Source organism: Bacillus sp. XT-2 (assembly GCF_025696525.1).
GTDB lineage: Bacteria > Bacillota > Bacilli > Bacillales > Bacillaceae > Bacillus > Bacillus halotolerans.
Genome location: NZ_JAHVOC010000008.1, coordinates 17839 through 32516, shown reverse-complemented (window position 1 = coordinate 32516; position 14678 = coordinate 17839). Strand labels below are relative to the sequence as shown.

At 44.8% G+C, this 14678-nt stretch carries 16 protein-coding genes; 4 read left to right on the top strand and 12 right to left on the bottom strand.

The genetic code is table 11. The features are described from left to right. Nucleotides 1-31: 31 nt before the first annotated feature. The 4 genes from KXD37_RS18575 to sigO form a co-directional block, all read right to left on the bottom strand. Nucleotides 32-1774, bottom strand: coding sequence for a sensor histidine kinase (locus KXD37_RS18575; protein ID WP_106019545.1), 1743 nt, complete (start codon nt 1772-1774; stop codon nt 32-34). Continuing rightward, nucleotides 1771-2490, bottom strand: coding sequence for a two-component system response regulator YvrH (gene yvrH / locus KXD37_RS18570; protein ID WP_106019546.1), 720 nt, complete (start codon nt 2488-2490; stop codon nt 1771-1773). Before yvrH ends, KXD37_RS18575 begins: the two co-directional genes overlap by 4 nt. Nucleotides 2491-2642: 152 nt before the next feature. Further along, nucleotides 2643-2879: a sigma-O factor regulator RsoA gene (gene rsoA / locus KXD37_RS18565; RefSeq protein WP_024122813.1), complete on the bottom strand. Its 237-nt coding sequence runs from the start codon at nt 2877-2879 to the stop codon at nt 2643-2645. Between the two features lie 3 nt (nt 2880-2882). Beyond that, nucleotides 2883-3413 carry an RNA polymerase sigma factor SigO gene (gene sigO, locus KXD37_RS18560; protein ID WP_105954123.1) on the bottom strand — a complete coding sequence of 177 codons (531 nt, stop codon included), beginning with the start codon at nt 3411-3413 and terminating at the stop codon, nt 2883-2885. Nucleotides 3414-3618: 205 nt separating this feature from the next. Between sigO and KXD37_RS18555 the strand changes: the two genes are divergently transcribed. From KXD37_RS18555 to KXD37_RS18545, 3 genes are all read left to right on the top strand, one after another. Continuing rightward, nucleotides 3619-3774 (top strand): YvrJ family protein, encoded by a 156-nt coding sequence (locus tag KXD37_RS18555; protein WP_010331852.1) that lies wholly within the window; start codon nt 3619-3621, stop codon nt 3772-3774. Between the two features lie 119 nt (nt 3775-3893). After that, nucleotides 3894-5051, top strand: coding sequence for an oxalate decarboxylase (gene oxdC, locus KXD37_RS18550; RefSeq protein ID WP_010331853.1), 1158 nt, complete (start codon nt 3894-3896; stop codon nt 5049-5051). Nucleotides 5052-5115: 64 nt separating this feature from the next. Beyond that, nucleotides 5116-5517, top strand: a complete 402-nt coding sequence (locus tag KXD37_RS18545) for a YrvL family regulatory protein (protein WP_024122817.1) — start codon at nt 5116-5118, stop codon at nt 5515-5517. A 33-nt stretch (nt 5518-5550) separates the two neighbouring features. Here the strand turns inward: KXD37_RS18545 and KXD37_RS18540 are convergent, their stop codons facing one another. The 6 genes from KXD37_RS18540 to KXD37_RS18515 form a co-directional block, all read right to left on the bottom strand. Next, on the bottom strand, nt 5551-6780 hold the full coding sequence (locus tag KXD37_RS18540) for an ABC transporter permease (protein WP_263463681.1): 1230 nt from the start codon (nt 6778-6780) through the stop codon (nt 5551-5553). After that, nucleotides 6773-7459, bottom strand: a complete 687-nt coding sequence (locus KXD37_RS18535) for an ABC transporter ATP-binding protein (protein ID WP_024122819.1) — start codon at nt 7457-7459, stop codon at nt 6773-6775. Before KXD37_RS18535 ends, KXD37_RS18540 begins: the two co-directional genes overlap by 8 nt. After that, entirely contained in the window at nt 7443-8636 is a 1194-nt protein-coding gene (locus tag KXD37_RS18530; protein WP_024122820.1) for an efflux RND transporter periplasmic adaptor subunit, read from the bottom strand. The genes KXD37_RS18535 and KXD37_RS18530 overlap by 17 nt, the downstream gene beginning before the upstream one ends. Before the next feature lie 171 nt (nt 8637-8807). Beyond that, nucleotides 8808-9617, bottom strand: a complete 810-nt coding sequence (locus KXD37_RS18525; RefSeq protein ID WP_024122821.1) for an ABC transporter ATP-binding protein — start codon at nt 9615-9617, stop codon at nt 8808-8810. Between the two features lie 14 nt (nt 9618-9631). Next, complete coding sequence (locus KXD37_RS18520; RefSeq protein ID WP_106019549.1) at nt 9632-10636, bottom strand: FecCD family ABC transporter permease; 1005 nt, start codon at nt 10634-10636, stop codon at nt 9632-9634. Next, nucleotides 10636-11676 carry a FecCD family ABC transporter permease gene (locus KXD37_RS18515; RefSeq protein ID WP_395939722.1) on the bottom strand — a complete coding sequence of 347 codons (1041 nt, stop codon included), beginning with the start codon at nt 11674-11676 and terminating at the stop codon, nt 10636-10638. The genes KXD37_RS18520 and KXD37_RS18515 overlap by 1 nt, the downstream gene beginning before the upstream one ends. Nucleotides 11677-11889: 213 nt before the next feature. On the opposite strand from KXD37_RS18515, the gene KXD37_RS18510 reads away from it, so the two are divergent. After that, entirely contained in the window at nt 11890-12837 is a 948-nt protein-coding gene (locus KXD37_RS18510; RefSeq protein ID WP_024122824.1) for an iron-hydroxamate ABC transporter substrate-binding protein, read from the top strand. A 106-nt stretch (nt 12838-12943) separates the two neighbouring features. On the opposite strand, the gene KXD37_RS18505 is transcribed toward KXD37_RS18510, so the two are convergent. Together KXD37_RS18505 and KXD37_RS18500 are read right to left on the bottom strand one after the other, a co-directional pair. Then, nucleotides 12944-13081 carry a hypothetical protein gene (locus tag KXD37_RS18505; RefSeq protein ID WP_263463680.1) on the bottom strand — a complete coding sequence of 46 codons (138 nt, stop codon included), beginning with the start codon at nt 13079-13081 and terminating at the stop codon, nt 12944-12946. 118 nt (nt 13082-13199) lie between these two features. Then, on the bottom strand, nt 13200-14609 hold the full coding sequence (locus KXD37_RS18500) for an amino acid permease (RefSeq protein WP_024122826.1): 1410 nt from the start codon (nt 14607-14609) through the stop codon (nt 13200-13202). Nucleotides 14610-14678: the final 69 nt, after the last annotated feature.

Here is a 14678-nt window from a genome sequence, read left to right as displayed (position 1 = left end):
TCCCGGCAAAGAGGTGTCCAAACCACACGCCTTATTCTTTTTTGAAAAGGATGGTAATGACGGAGCCAATATTGATCCTGCTGTTGACGTGAATCGTTCCGTTATGCAAATGCACCAGCTCTTTGGCAATCGCCAGTCCAAGCCCCGTCCCGGCAGCCGGATCTTTCGTATTGGTTCCTCTGTAATAACGGTTAAATAAATGGGTAATCGTTTCCTCGTCCATTCCTTTTCCATTGTCTTTGACCTTCAATGAAATATGATTTTTTGTCTGTTCAAGAACCACCTGGATCGCTGTTCCTTTATCGTTGTGCTTCACAGCATTTCCGAGCAGATTTTCCAGAATGCGTCTGAACCAGGCTTCATCCAGCGCAAATTCAATATGCTCTTCTCTTGATACAAATGAAATATCATATCCTTCAGAAAACGGATTTTTCTTGAAGTCCTCAATGACATTTTTAAAAAACGGAATGAGGTTCGTGAGCTTTCTCTCCATCGGCAGAGCGTCATTTTTCAGACGATACGTTAAATTTAAGTCCTCGATCAGCTTTGACATGTATTCCGATTTCTCTCTGACAACCTGTCCCATTTCTTTCACTTCATCAGGAGACCAGTCGTATTGCTTCGATTCAAGCATCATGCTGTAGCCGTAAATGCTGCTGAGGGGTGTTTTTAAATCATGAGACAAACCGGCGATCCATTCTTCCCGTGTCGCCTGGATTTTTTCTCTGTTTGTCTTATCCCGTCTCAGCGTTTCAGTCAGCTGATCCATAGATTCAAATATCTCACCGAAGAAGCGGTACGGCTGTTTGATTTTTCCCTTTTTGTTTTTACTGACAGGGCGCCCTTTACGGTTTTTCGGTTCTTCAAGCTTCCCTTTTGATAGATTGACAAGCCATTTGATTGTATGAAAAATCGGCAAACCGAATCTGAACATATACCAGGCAGTCATCCAGAATATATAAAGAATCAGAACGCCCATAATCAGAAACATCGCTTTCAGGACAACCCTCAGAAACGATTTATTAAACTCCTGGTCAGTAATATAGACAGGGTTTGGCACCGAAGCGACCATCCACCTGTTTTGATCGAGGAATTTAACAGAAATCTCCCGTTTATAGTTCCATGGTTTAGAGCTGTATTTGAGAAGCTCCAGCTGGTTCATCGTTTTTCTTTCGCTTTTCTTGCTGTTAATGCTGTCGAGTATGTTCCCGTTTCTGTCTAACAGATACACGGCTCCTTTTTCACGCTTAATATAGTCAATTGTACTGGACTTATATTGTGACAAAGAGTCGATGGAGGGTTCACGGCTTTCAATGGAAGTCAGCAGCTGTTCGCTCTTTGATTTCCAGCCGAACAAGAGGAGGTACGACTTGTCTTCAATATTGATTGCCCAATAATTCAGCTTATAGTTATCAAGCTTCTTGCTTTTATAAATAGACAAAAGCTCCTTCTTGGTGTAGGTGCCGGGCACGTCTTTCGGCACGCTGTAGGAATAATCCGTTTTTCCATTAGAATCAATGATTTGCATCCAGCCGTGCTGTTTATCAACAGATTTCTTCAGAAAATCGTCCACTTCCCATGACCCGTCTTCGTTTACATCGAGATACGCCTCAAGCGTGTCAGTCGTTGCCTTTGTCAGCCCTGAATTGGATTCCGCATCGCTGAATCGCGCGTCTAAATAGAAAAAGGAAGCCACAAGCATGATCGAAAGAAGAAGGATAACAATCAGCATCTGCCCGAAAAAGTGAAACAGAAACTTCCACCTTAACCTCATGGGCGCTTTCCGTTTCCTTCTGGACTCGGGATAAAACGGTATCCGAGACCGCGAACGGTTACGATATATTCCGGATTGCTCGGGTCACGCTCAATTTTTTCCCGGAGCTTACGGATATGAACCATGACGGTATTGTTATCTCCGTACGAAGGATAGCCCCATACTTTTTCATAAATTTGATCTTTAGAAAGCACCACATTGGGATGTTCGCAAAAATACTGAAGCAGCTGCAAAAGCTGAGCCGAACAGGCTACAGTTTCCCCGCCCACAATCAGCTCGGCATTTTGCGGAGAAAATGTAAAGTAATCATATGTATAGGTTTTGTTTGATTCAGCTGCATTCGACTGATACGTACGCTTTAAATGCGCTCTGATCCGCGCGGCTAATTCCAGCGGATTAAATGGTTTTGTAATATAATCATCAGCTCCGACCGCAAAACCCGATAATTTGTCAGCGTCCGATGATCTCGCCGTCAGGAAAAAAATCGGGGCGTCTGAATACTCCCTGATTAATGTGCACGCCTCAAAACCGCTCATTCCGCCCATCATGACATCCAATACGATTAAATCAACCTTATTTGTCTTGACGACCGGAATGGCTTCCTCTGCACTTGCCGCATCCAGTATATGTCGATAACCTTCTTTTTCGAGAACGCGTTTGATCATATCCACAATCGCTTTCTCATCGTCTACGATTAAAATTGACGCATTTTCCACTTTTATGTTCCTTTCTGTCACTGTTTTTTTTCATCTTATCATTATATCGTTTCTTTTTGGTGCATTTTTGAATAGGAGGGCTCTTGACGGGGGTGAACAGCAGGAAACGGGAACCTGCAAAATGTTCCCGTTTTTCTTAGAATGAGGTATCGTTATGAGTTCTCGTCTACCATATAAAGAATAAACTCCCAAAATCCCGGAACATCCTGACACAGAAGCATATCAGCCTTTTCAAACATTTTGATTTTCAGCTCCTGCTCCAAATCTTCTCTTTCTTGATAGGACGTATTGCTGAGTTTTTTTCTGATCATCGGTGAAAAGCATGCAATCAGATGCTCAATGTCGTACATTTCATCTTTATTCCTATTATGTTCAAACTGGCCGCTCACAGTTTACTTTTCCCCCTTTTTTTGCGCCTCTAGCTGCTTTCTGATATTTTCTAACCCCTTTTTATGAATATTAGAGATATTTTGCCGTGACTCACCTAATGAATCAGCGATTTCCTGCATCGTGGCACCGTGAAGATAGACTTTTGTCAGCACGCTTTTTTGTTTGTCAGTCAGCTTCTGGATCGCTTGATAAAGCTGATAATCCTGGACATGCTGGCTCAAATCATCCTGCAGGTCTAAAAATTCCTCAAACGCGTCACTTCCCGTTTCGGAAGGAAGTCGTTCTCCTGCTTCCGGATGATCAACCGTCAGCGGATACCGTTTTTGATTTTTGCGAACCCGCTTATCAAAATCGATGGAAAAAATCCGAATCATTGAATTCATATACTTGACGATGCGAATCTCTTTATAAAATTGCTTGAATTGCTCGTCCAACGATTTTGCATCCTTTTCATTCGGGTTTTCCATTACATTTTTGAACAAACGGTAATGCTGAGGATTGCTCAAAAAATGCTTCACGATGGGATGCTTCATAATCTCCTTACATTTCGATCGCAACAGACCCTGATAGTCCATCAAACCGCCTCCCTACTAAATTAAATGAAGGAAAGCAAAAAAAAGTAAACTACTACTTTCAGACTAGCGCTTGCTGAAGCAAACCTTTCAGTCATGGTTTACGATTTCTTGGGTTCCCTTCACTTACTTACATGACTGCACAAAAAGGAAGGAGGTGTTTTTCATGGATCAGGTTTTTATAGAGGAGGTCGTCAAGCAGATCAGCAATCTGGGGTTCCCGGCACTGATTGCGATGTACCTGCTGACCCGTTTCGAGAAAAAGTTCGATCAGCTCATTGAATTGATGACAGAGGTGAAAGATCAGAAAGCGAAACATTAATTTTGTATCGAAGTTGACTTTTCATCGTTTTTTTTCACTTAACAAGACAGAAGGGAAAACGAAAGGCCTTTCACATTCTCTTTCTGCGTCACATTTATTTTTAAGGAGGAGACAGGAAAATGAAAAAACAAAACGACATTCCACAGCCAATCAGAGGAGATAAGGGAGCGACAGTGAAAATCCCGCGTAATATTGAAAGGGACCGGCAGAATCCCGATATGCTCGTACCGCCGGAAACCGATCATGGCACCGTTGAAAATATGAAGTTTTCTTTCTCAGATACTCATAACCGTTTGGAAAAAGGCGGGTACGCCCGTGAAGTTACCGTACGTGAGCTGCCGATTTCAGAAAACCTGGCTTCTGTTAATATGCGGCTGAAGCCAGGCGCCATTCGAGAGCTTCATTGGCATAAGGAAGCAGAGTGGGCTTATATGATCTACGGGAAAGCACGCGTCACGATTGTGGATGAAAAGGGCCGCAGCTTTATTGATGATGTAGGCGAAGGAGATTTATGGTACTTCCCGTCAGGCCTGCCGCACTCGATTCAAGCGCTTGAAGAAGGGGCAGAGTTCCTGCTCGTGTTTGACGACGGGTCATTCTCTGAAAACAGCACGTTCCAGCTGACAGACTGGCTTGCCCACACCCCTAAAGAAGTGATTGCCGCTAATTTTGGCGTAACAGAAGAAGAAATCGCCAATTTGCCAGGCAAAGAAAAATATATATTTGAAAAACCTGTGCCCGGCTGTTTAAAAGATGACATTGTGGAAGGGCCGTACGGCGAAGTGCCTTATCCGTTTACGTACCGCCTTCTTGAACAGGAGCCGATTGCATCAGAAGGAGGAAAGGTGTACATTGCGGATTCGACAAACTTTACAGTGTCTAAAACCATTGCATCTGCGCTTGTAACCGTGGAACCAGGCGCCATGAGAGAGCTTCACTGGCATCCGAATACGCATGAATGGCAATATTACATCTCCGGTAAAGCGAGAATGACTGTTTTTGCTGCTGACGGCCATGCGAGAACCTTTAACTATCAAGCCGGTGATGTCGGTTATGTTCCATTTGCGATGGGCCACTACGTAGAAAACCTCGGCGATGAACCGCTCGTCTTTTTAGAAATCTTTAAAGATGACCATTATGCCGATGTGTCTTTAAATCAATGGCTCGCAATGCTTCCTGAAACCTTCGTCCAAGAACACCTTGACTTAGGCAAAGAGTTTACGGATGTCCTTTCAAAAGAAAAGCATCCGGTTGTGAAAAAAAAAAGCAGTAAATAAAAAACTGGCAGCTTGCAGAGAGCGCTCGTTCTCTCTCTGCAAGCGCTGATAAGGAGCTGAACCAGTGATACATCAAAAGTATTTATTACGGCAGGCCGTACAGTATGTGCTGGCAGCGGCGGCTGTGTTATTTTGCTATTTTACAATCATTCTCTGTGTCTTTTCTTTGGCGGGAACGAGCTACCGATCAGCTGCTCATGTCCTGCTTTTTGCTGTGTTATTTCTTGTGCTCGGACTATGCTTTGAACCTTTTGAACGGCTGATGATACATAGTTTTACGTTTTTTAAGACTGGAAAACGAGCTTTTATCCTTATGGCCGGCACCGTCCAGCTGCTGTTTTTATGGATGACCGCTTATACGGCAGATCAAATGATTCATAACATTTGGCTGTCAACCACAGAAGAAATGATCCTCGCAGCCGTTTTTCTTATTTTGGATAAATGCAATTCAGCACTGCCCAGCTAAAAAAAGAACGCCATCCGATTGGATGCGTTCTTTTTATTCATATCGAAGTGCGTCAACAGGCTGAAGCTTCGATGCCTTAATGGACGGCAGCAAGCCGAAAATAATGCCGACTGCCATTGAGAAAATGAGTGCTCCGATAACTGCCGGAACGGAGATGATAAAAGGCATCGGAAAGATCACCGTGATAAGTTTAGCGATGCCAAAGCCCGCCAGCACACCGAGAATTCCGCCAATACTTGTCAGCACGACGGCCTCTGTTAAAAATTGAAATAAAATCACGCGCCGCTTGGCACCGAGCGCCTTCTTAATTCCGATTTCCCGCGTTCGCTCCGTCACTGAAACAAGCATAATGTTCATGACACCGATGCCTCCGACCAAAAGTGAGATGCTGGCAATTCCGCCAAGCAGCAGAGCAAATGACTGGTTAAATGACTCCACTTCCTGAGCGACCTCCTGAAGATCCATCACGCTGTACTCCGCTTTTTCCAAATCAGCATCTGACAGTCCTTGATTTAGAAGGTCCGCGGCCATTACACCGGCTTCTTGGATATGCTCAGAAGAGTCTGCCTGCACCGCAATCTGTGTCGGCGCGTCAAATCCTTCAATAAGCGGCCACACTTTTTTCGGCACATATAAAACCGGATTCGCATATTCGCCATCAAACATGCTTTCTTCCTGTTTCTTTTCATTAAAAACACCGGCAACCCGGAACGGCACACCATTCATCTCAATGTTTTTGTGCAGAGCGTCACCGTCAGGAAACAGCTCATCTCTTGCGGCCTCATTGATCATAACCACTTGGTGTGTGCTGTTTAATTCTTTTTCCGCCAGCTTTCTCCCCTCAGTGATGCTGATCGGGAACATATTGAAATAATCAGCATCCACTCCGTACACTTGAGGATAAGAAACGTTCGTTAAGTGAAAAACGGTGGCGCCTTCGGACAAGTAATATAAAGATAATCCTTTTACAACCGGGTCTGATTTTATTGCCTTAATGGTCTCTTCAGATACAGGGGGTGCGGACGTGTAAGAAACCTCCTGATAACCGCCTTCCTCCTCCCCGCCTGTTGGCTGGTACACAACATTAATCGCGTTATTTCCCATGCCGATCATGCTTTGCTTTAATTGCTCGCTTTGGCCTTTCAGCATAGAGACGATCGCAATGATCGCCGCTATACCGATAATGACACCAAGCATCGTAAGAATCGACCTCAGCTTATGTGAAAAAATAGATTGAAAGGAGATCCGAATATGTTCAAGCATGGCTAATCCCTCTCTCGTCTAACACTAATTCTCCGTCTCTGATAAACACGGTTCTGTCGGCTTTTCTGGCGACGTCCGGGTCATGGGTAATCATAATGATCGTTGTGCCTTCCTGATGCAATTGTGAAAACAGCGACAAAATTTGTTCACTTGATTTTGTATCAAGCGCCCCGGTCGGTTCATCTGCCAGAATAAACCGAGGCTGATTGACAAGGGCTCTGGCAATCGCCACCCGCTGCTTTTGTCCGCCGGACAGCTTTGGCGGCTTGTAAGAGATCCTATCTTTCAAACCAACCTTTTCAAGAGCTTCATAGGCTCTTTGCCTTCTTTCTTTTTTCTTTACCTTATTGTAAATCATCGGCAGCTCGACATTTTGCAGTGCGGTAAGGCGCGGCAGCAAATGAAAGGTTTGAAACACAAACCCGATCGATTCGTTGCGAATGTCAGCCAAAGCACCGTCTTTCCCTTTTAATACATCCATTTGGTCCAGCATATAGGTTCCGGAGGTCGGCCTGTCCAAACAGCCTATAATATTCATTAACGTAGACTTCCCTGAACCGGACGGCCCCATAATGGCCAGAAATTCACCAGCTTTGACGGTGAGATTAATATGCTTTAAGATCGGCACCTCTTCTTTGCCCAGCTTGTACGATTTAGAAATATTATTCAGTGTCAGCATTGACTGTAACCTGCTTTCCTTCCTTGACCGCGGGATCAGGATAGATCACATAATCTTCCGGTGTCAGGCCGCTTTTGATTTCGACCATGTCACTTTCGTCTGTCTCCCCGATTTCAACAGGCTGTTTAACCGCTTTCTGCTCCTCATCCGTCTTCCAAACGTATGGTTCGCCATCATCCTGGATAATCATGTCGGACGGCAGCTTAATGGTATTCGCATCTGCTTCGTCACTCATGACTTCAATATTGACATGATAGCCGACTTCAAGGCCCTTATGGCTGTCCAATAAAACAGTGAAAGGATAGTTAGAGGATTGGGGATTCATTTCCTCTTCAGCATAACTTTCTGACTCTTCCCCCTCGCCTGTTCCAGCAGGAAGCTTGCCGATTGAAGTAATCTTGCCTTTCCACTCGCCTTCACCGCCTGTTTTCAGCGTAACTCTGACTTTGCTGCCTTTTTTAATCGTGTCCATTAACAGCTCGTTGATTTGGCTTTTCACAAGGTATTTGCCCGTTGAAACGATTTGGATATACGGGCCTGCTGCCTGATCACCCGTTGCGCCGTCCGCAATATCCTGATTGACGCTTTGAACGATACCGTCATGCTTGCTTGTGATCACATTTGAACCTTTGTTTTTCGTAAGTGCAGCCAGTTCTTTTTGGTGCTGCTTCAGTTCAAGCTGGCTTGTCTTTAAATCAAAATTGGCCTGGTCAAGCTCGTCTTGAAGCTGTGCTTTCTCGTCTTTTCCGGCTGTCTTTAGCTTCTTCTCAGTTTCTGCTATTGATTTTTGCAAGCGGCTGATTTGAAGGTTTGTCATTTCGGTTTGTAAATTGCTTTGCTCAATTTCGTCAGAATGATCCTCGCCCTCGTACTCGAAAAGCTTATCGCCTTTTTTAACCTTATCGCCTTCTTTGACGTACGTTTTTTTAATGCTTCCTTTCTCTGAATCTATGTATACTTTTTGCTGTTTCTCTGGCTCAACTTTTCCCGAAAACGATTGGGCAGATTCAGATTCACCGCCCATATACACTGCGACCGATTCAGCATAAGGCTCCGATGATACGGCAACTTGGTTCATGTGAGTAAAAAAGTAAAAACCGCCGGCGCCGATCCCCGCCAGTACGAGCACACCGGCACATATCGAACCGGCAATAAGCCATTTTTTCTTCTTGGACACAATGATCTCCTCTTTCTGTAATCTTCGTAATATTTTCGAAACATTCTAACCAATATTATCTATTAATTCAAATAGACTTTCAATCTTTTTCTTCAAAATCTGGAATTAGCAAGAAAAATTATATTTTTACAGTTAAAAATAAAAAATCCCGGCGTCATGCCGGGATTTTTCTTACACAGAAACAAGCTGTTTTTCAGTTTTAATCAGGTCATAAGTTAAGCATACTGGTTTATTTGTACGAGGATCAGTGACGATTTCGGCATCAATCTGGAATACCCGTTTCAAAATATCCGGCGTCATGACCTCCAGTGCGGTCCCTTCCTTGATGACTGTGCCTTTTTTGAGTGCAATCATATAATGGGAAAAACGGGCCGCGTGATTCAGATCATGAATCACCATTAAAATCGTCCGTCCTTGCTCCTTGTTCAGTCTGTCAAGCAGCTGCAGGATTTCGAGCTGATGTGCGAGATCGAGATATGTTGTAGGCTCGTCAAGCAAAAGCAGCTCTGTCCCTTGTGCAAGCGCCATCGCAATCCACACGCGCTGACGCTGTCCGCCTGACAATGCCTCAATCGGACGCTCATGGTATTCCGCCATGCCGGTTTCTTCGAGTGCCCATTTGATGATGCGGCGGTCTTCATCATTTAATCTGCCGAAGCCTGATTGATGCGGAAATCTGCCGTACGACACCAATTCGTACACCGTTAAACCGCTCGGAGCCTCAGGCGTCTGCGGCAGAATGGCCATATCCTTCGCAATGTCCTTAGTAGACATTTTATGAATCGCATTGCCGTTTAAGTAAACGGCACCTTGATGTGAGCGCATAATTCTGGACATCGTTTTTAATATCGTTGACTTTCCGCAGCCATTCGGCCCAATTAAGGTTGTTATTTTTCCTTTAGGAATGGATATATTTAAATCTTCTACAATCAGCCTGTCGCCATAACCGATCCCAAGCTGTTCCGTTGATAATGAATTCAAGTTCGGTCCCCTCCTCAATTCGATTTCATCAATAAATAAATAAAGTAAGGCGCACCTAAAACGGAGATGACAAGTCCGACCGGAATTTCTGACGGTGCCAATACATTTCTCGCCAGCGTATCAGCCAGAAGAAACAGAAACGCGCCGATAAAGGCGGAAACCGGTATAAGCGTCTGGTGGCGGGGACCGGTAAGCCTCCTTGCCACATGCGGTGCGATTAATCCGAGGAACGCGATGCCTCCTGCAGCTGCCACACAGGATGCGGCAAGAGCGACCGCTGCCAGAAGGAGAATCCGTCTTTCCTTTTCAACAGCAGTGCCAAGTCCGGTCGCTAATTGGTCTCCCAGCTGTAAAATGTTCAGATAGCGTGCTTTATATAAAGTAAAAGGAAGCAAAATCACAATCCAGGGGAGTACCGCCCAGATCATGTTCCAATTGGCCCCCCATATCGAGCCTGATATCCAAACTGCAGCCTGCATAAAGTCATGCGGGTCCATTTTGAGCTGAAAAATAAGCAAAAGGGCATTAAATCCGGCATTTACACCGATTCCGACTAGGATCAGCCGAATCGGAGTCACACCTTTTTTCCAAGCCAGAAGATAAATGAGAAACGCGGCGAGGAACGCGCCTGCCAGAGCGCTGAACGGCAGCATAAACGTCCCTAAAAAGCCGAGATCTGATGCTGACCCTTGAAAAAAGTAAATAAAGAGCACAACAGCAAGCGAACCCCCGGCGTTAATCCCGAGAATACCCGGTTCAGCCAAATCATTTTGAGACACGCTTTGCAAAATGGCTCCGGCAACAGCAATACCCGCCCCAACAAGCAGCGACAAAATTATTCGCGGCAGCCTGAACTCAAATAAGACAAGCTCATCCCGCGCCGTTCCTTGGCCGAAAAAGACCTTGAGCGTTTGCAATGGGGCAATTTTAATGACACCCAGATTCAGACTGATAAAAAAGACAAACATGATCAGCAGAAAAGTTACTGCTATCACAACAAGAGGTTTTTTCGTTTTCATTACAGCCCTCTCCTTTCACGACGTGCCAAATAAAAGAAAAAGGGAACACCGATGAGAGAGGTCAGCGCGCCGACAGGCGTTTCAAACGGCGCGTTCACGAGTCTGGCCGCAATGTCAGCAAAAACAAGCAAAACAGCGCCAAGCACCGCCGAGCAAGGAATAATCCACCGATAATCAATCCCTACCAAAAACCTTGTGATATGAGGAATGATCAGTCCGATAAACGCGATGGTGCCGGCAATGGAAACAGCAGCTCCCGTCAACACCACAACGACAAGCATGCCAACCAGTTTCACCGCTGATGTATACTGCCCAAGCCCCTTCGCCAGATCGTCACCGAGGCTTAACACCGTCACAGACCGGGCAATGATAAACGCAAACGTCAAACCGACAGCTCCTGCAATAACCAGCAGCTGAACGCCTGACCATTTCACACCCGCTACCCCGCCTGCGTACCAAAAGCTGACATCCTGTGCTACATCAAAACGGAGCGCAATTGCGGTTGAAATGCCCGTAAAGAAATAACTGACGGCCGTTCCGGCAAGAGCAAGCTTTACAGGCGTGAGACCGCCCCTGGAAAACATGCCGATGCCCAATACCGTCGATGCCCCCAGTCCGGCGCCCGCAAAGGACCACAGCACAAGCCCGAAGGCAGAAAGTCCTGGAAAAAAAGCAAACGCAATCGAAATAGCAAAAGCAGAGCCCGATGTTATCCCCATAATAGAAGGCTCCGCCAATGGGTTTCTCGTCATGCCCTGCATGATCGCCCCAGACACGGCTAACAATGCGCCGACAAGCGCGGCAGCAGCCGTTCTTGGCAGCCGAAGATCGTGTATAATTTGGTGTGAGGTTTCATTTGGCTGGAAATGAAAGATGGCGTCCCACACAGTCCGTAAATGGATATCCGCAGCACCGAGAGAAATGGACAGCATCGCGCCGAAGCATAATAAACATACCCCCGCAACAAGCACAATGACCGCACCAAACGACCGGGATGTCCATTGAATTTCTTCATCTGATATCATCTGTTTATTTTTCATGTGACTCAACAGCCGTACTTCCTTTCGATAATGATAATGATTATCAATTGCTGTTTCAGTATATCATTTTTTTCCGCTGATTTAATAGAGCGTTTTGATAAAAATGAGAATATGAATGCAAAAATATCGTGTCAACTGGCACTTGTGATGGTATAATCACAGGTGATAATGATTCTCTTTATCATCTATTTATTTGGAAAGAAGGTATGAGATATGACCCATACATACAAGAAGCTTGGTGCCGCTTTTTTTGCTCTTTTATTGATTGCAGCGCTGGCAGCCTGCGGAAATCACTCAGAAAGCAAAGGCTCTTCCTCTGATTCAAAAGACGAAGAAACCGTTACATACAAGGCTGAAAACGGAAATGTAAAAATTCCCAAACATCCTAAACGGGTGGTTGTCATGGCTGACGGCTACTACGGAGACTTCAAAACACTGGGCATCAACGTCGTCGGTGCACCTGAAAATGTATTTAAAAACCCTTACTACAAAGGTAAAACCGACGGTGTCACAAATATCGGAGACGGCACTTCTGTTGAAAAAGTGATTGATTTAAAGCCTGACCTGATCATCGTTTGGACTACACAAGGCGCCGATATTAAAAAGCTCGAAAAAATCGCGCCGACTGTTGCGGTGAAATACGATAAACTCGATAACATCGAACAGTTTAAAGAATTCGCAAAAATGACAGGAACGGAAGATAAAGCGGAGAAGTGGCTTGCCGAGTGGGACAAAAAAGTCGCGGCAGCCAAAACAAAAATTCAAAAAGTCATTGGTGACAAAACAGTTTCTATTATGCAAACAAACGGCAAAGACATTTATGTATTCGGTAAAGATTTCGGAAGAGGCGGAAGCATCGTCTACAAAGATCTTGGTTTACAGGCCACAAAGCTGACAAAGGAAAAAGCGATTGACCAAGGCCCAGGGTATACCAGCATTTCTTTAGAAAAGCTCCCTGACTTCGCCGGAGATTACATTTTCGCGGGTCCATGGCAATCAGGCGGAGACGATGGCGGCGTATTTGACAGTTCCATCTGGAAAAACCTCGATGCTGTCAAAAATGATCATGTCTATAAAATTGACCCGATCGGCTTCTATTTCTCAGACCCGATTTCACTAGAAGGACAGCTGAAGTTTATCACGAAAAGCTTAACAAAATAAACAAAGAGCCGCACTGATCTGCGGCTCTTTTCTATATTGCAAAGAATCCGACAGGACGGAGCAACTCATATTGAACCACATCGCATATTTTCTTTCTCAATTCATATTAAGCTGCATCATCATCGCCGTAAGTTTTTTCAACGGTCTTTATATCGGAAAGCCTTTTTCTCATGTGCTTCTCGTTTTTATTTAAGTGCTGGCTTTGTTTCATTTTCTGAAGAAACGGAAAAAGCGTTTTTTGCATATTCGAATGTCCTATCACTGACAGCGTTCCTGTCCGCTATTTTGTGTATGGGACTTATAACAGGAGAAATAACGTTTTTATAAAAAAGACACCTGACTGCATTGTCAGGTGTCTTTTTTTATGCTTGTTTTTCTTTAGAGAATTTCTTTATCACAAACGGATAAATTGCCAGACCGACAAAGAACAAACCGATACCGAGAATAAATGTCGTTAAATCCGCTGTGCCTGTTACGATAACAAACAATGAGTATACACACGCTAAAATCGCGATCAATCCGTCTTTTACCCGGGAACCTTTCAGCTGATCATACGTTTCGCCTTTTATAACAAGCTTCAGGCTGTAAATCGCAGACACTAAATACGGAATTAAATACGCAAGGGTTGCCGCTGTCGTTAAAAACGTAAATGCGTCACTTATTGTCCGGGAAATAACAGAGAATATGAAGACCTGTGACATCACATTTGTAATGATCAAAGAAATAACCGGGCTTCCTTTTTTATTTGTTTTCGCAAAGACCGCCGGAAAATCTCCTGCTTTAGCAGCTTGGTACGGAACCTCAGAGCCAAGCAAAATCCAGCCGAGCATCGTTCCGAATAAGCAAAGAATCGCCAGTAGCGCCATAATCACGCTTCCTGCGTTTCCGACAATCGCATACAGCACATCAACGAACGGTTTTTCAGATCCGACAAGCTTATCGTGCGGCAGAACCCCCATTGTGATCAATGTGACAATAATGTAAATGCTTAACGCGATCAACAAACCTGTGATGGTCGCACGTTTCACATCACGCTGAGTACGCGCGCGTCCAGACAAGATCACTGCTGATTCAATTCCGACAAACGCCCATAGAGTAGAAATGGCGGCGTTGTGAACCTGTCCGCCGATGCCAATGCTTGTGCCGTTCTCACCTTGAATCGGAAAATAAAAATGATCGAATAATGTCGTTTGAAACACAAACAATCCGGCAATGATAAAGAAAACAAAACCTAATACTTTTGAAAACGTTGTGATAAAGTTTAATTTACTAGCACCGTTAATGCTTGCAACAAGAATCGTGTGCGTTCCCCAGAGCAAAATCGTACATACAGCAAACGTCAGCAATTGGCCGAGTGTTACCTCTTGGCTGCCGACAGCAAACAGTACACGTTTATCAACTAAAATTGGGAAAAACGAAGTCAAGTAACCGGCTAGACTTGTGATAATCGCCACGTTACTGATCCAGCTGGCCACCCAGTAGCCCCACACCATTGTGAATCCGGCAGCGTTCCCTTTTTTTGGATCAGAAAACAGCGCTCTCGCATAACTTTGCGGCCCCGCTGTCAGCTCAGGCTTGCGAATAGACAAGTGCCCGAAGACAAGCGCAATCATCAACACGCCCGCACCTGTCAAAAGCCAGGCGGACGTAGCGCCAAGCGGACTTGCAATCGAAGCAAGCGAACTTGGCAGGGAGAAAATCCCCGATCCAACCATATTTCCAACGACAAACGCCGTTAATAACCAAAAACCCCATTTTTTTGTCTGTTCCATTCCAGTACCTCCAATGATTCTTTGTACGGACCAGAACCCGAGATCATGTAAACACAAAAAAAGCCTGAA

Bases quoted from the DNA above. Each gene is read 5' to 3' on its own strand.
- KXD37_RS18505 (WP_263463680.1), bottom strand. From the start codon at position 13,081: ATGCAAAAAACGCTTTTTCCGTTTCTTCAGAAAATGAAACAAAGCCAG.
- KXD37_RS18555 (WP_010331852.1), top strand. From the start codon at position 3,619: ATGGATCAGGTTTTTATAGAGGAGGTCGTCAAGCAGATCAGCAATCTG.
- KXD37_RS18510 (WP_024122824.1), top strand. From the start codon at position 11,890: ATGACCCATACATACAAGAAGCTTGGTGCCGCTTTTTTTGCTCTTTTA.
- KXD37_RS18500 (WP_024122826.1), bottom strand. From the start codon at position 14,609: ATGGAACAGACAAAAAAATGGGGTTTTTGGTTATTAACGGCGTTTGTC.
- KXD37_RS18540 (WP_263463681.1), bottom strand. From the start codon at position 6,780: ATGCTTGAACATATTCGGATCTCCTTTCAATCTATTTTTTCACATAAG.
- KXD37_RS18520 (WP_106019549.1), bottom strand. From the start codon at position 10,636: ATGAAAACGAAAAAACCTCTTGTTGTGATAGCAGTAACTTTTCTGCTG.
- sigO (WP_105954123.1), bottom strand. From the start codon at position 3,413: ATGAAGCATCCCATCGTGAAGCATTTTTTGAGCAATCCTCAGCATTAC.
- KXD37_RS18515 (WP_395939722.1), bottom strand. From the start codon at position 11,676: ATGAAAAATAAACAGATGATATCAGATGAAGAAATTCAATGGACATCC.
- KXD37_RS18575 (WP_106019545.1), bottom strand. From the start codon at position 1,774: ATGAGGTTAAGGTGGAAGTTTCTGTTTCACTTTTTCGGGCAGATGCTG.
- KXD37_RS18535 (WP_024122819.1), bottom strand. From the start codon at position 7,459: ATGCTGACACTGAATAATATTTCTAAATCGTACAAGCTGGGCAAAGAA.
- oxdC (WP_010331853.1), top strand. From the start codon at position 3,894: ATGAAAAAACAAAACGACATTCCACAGCCAATCAGAGGAGATAAGGGA.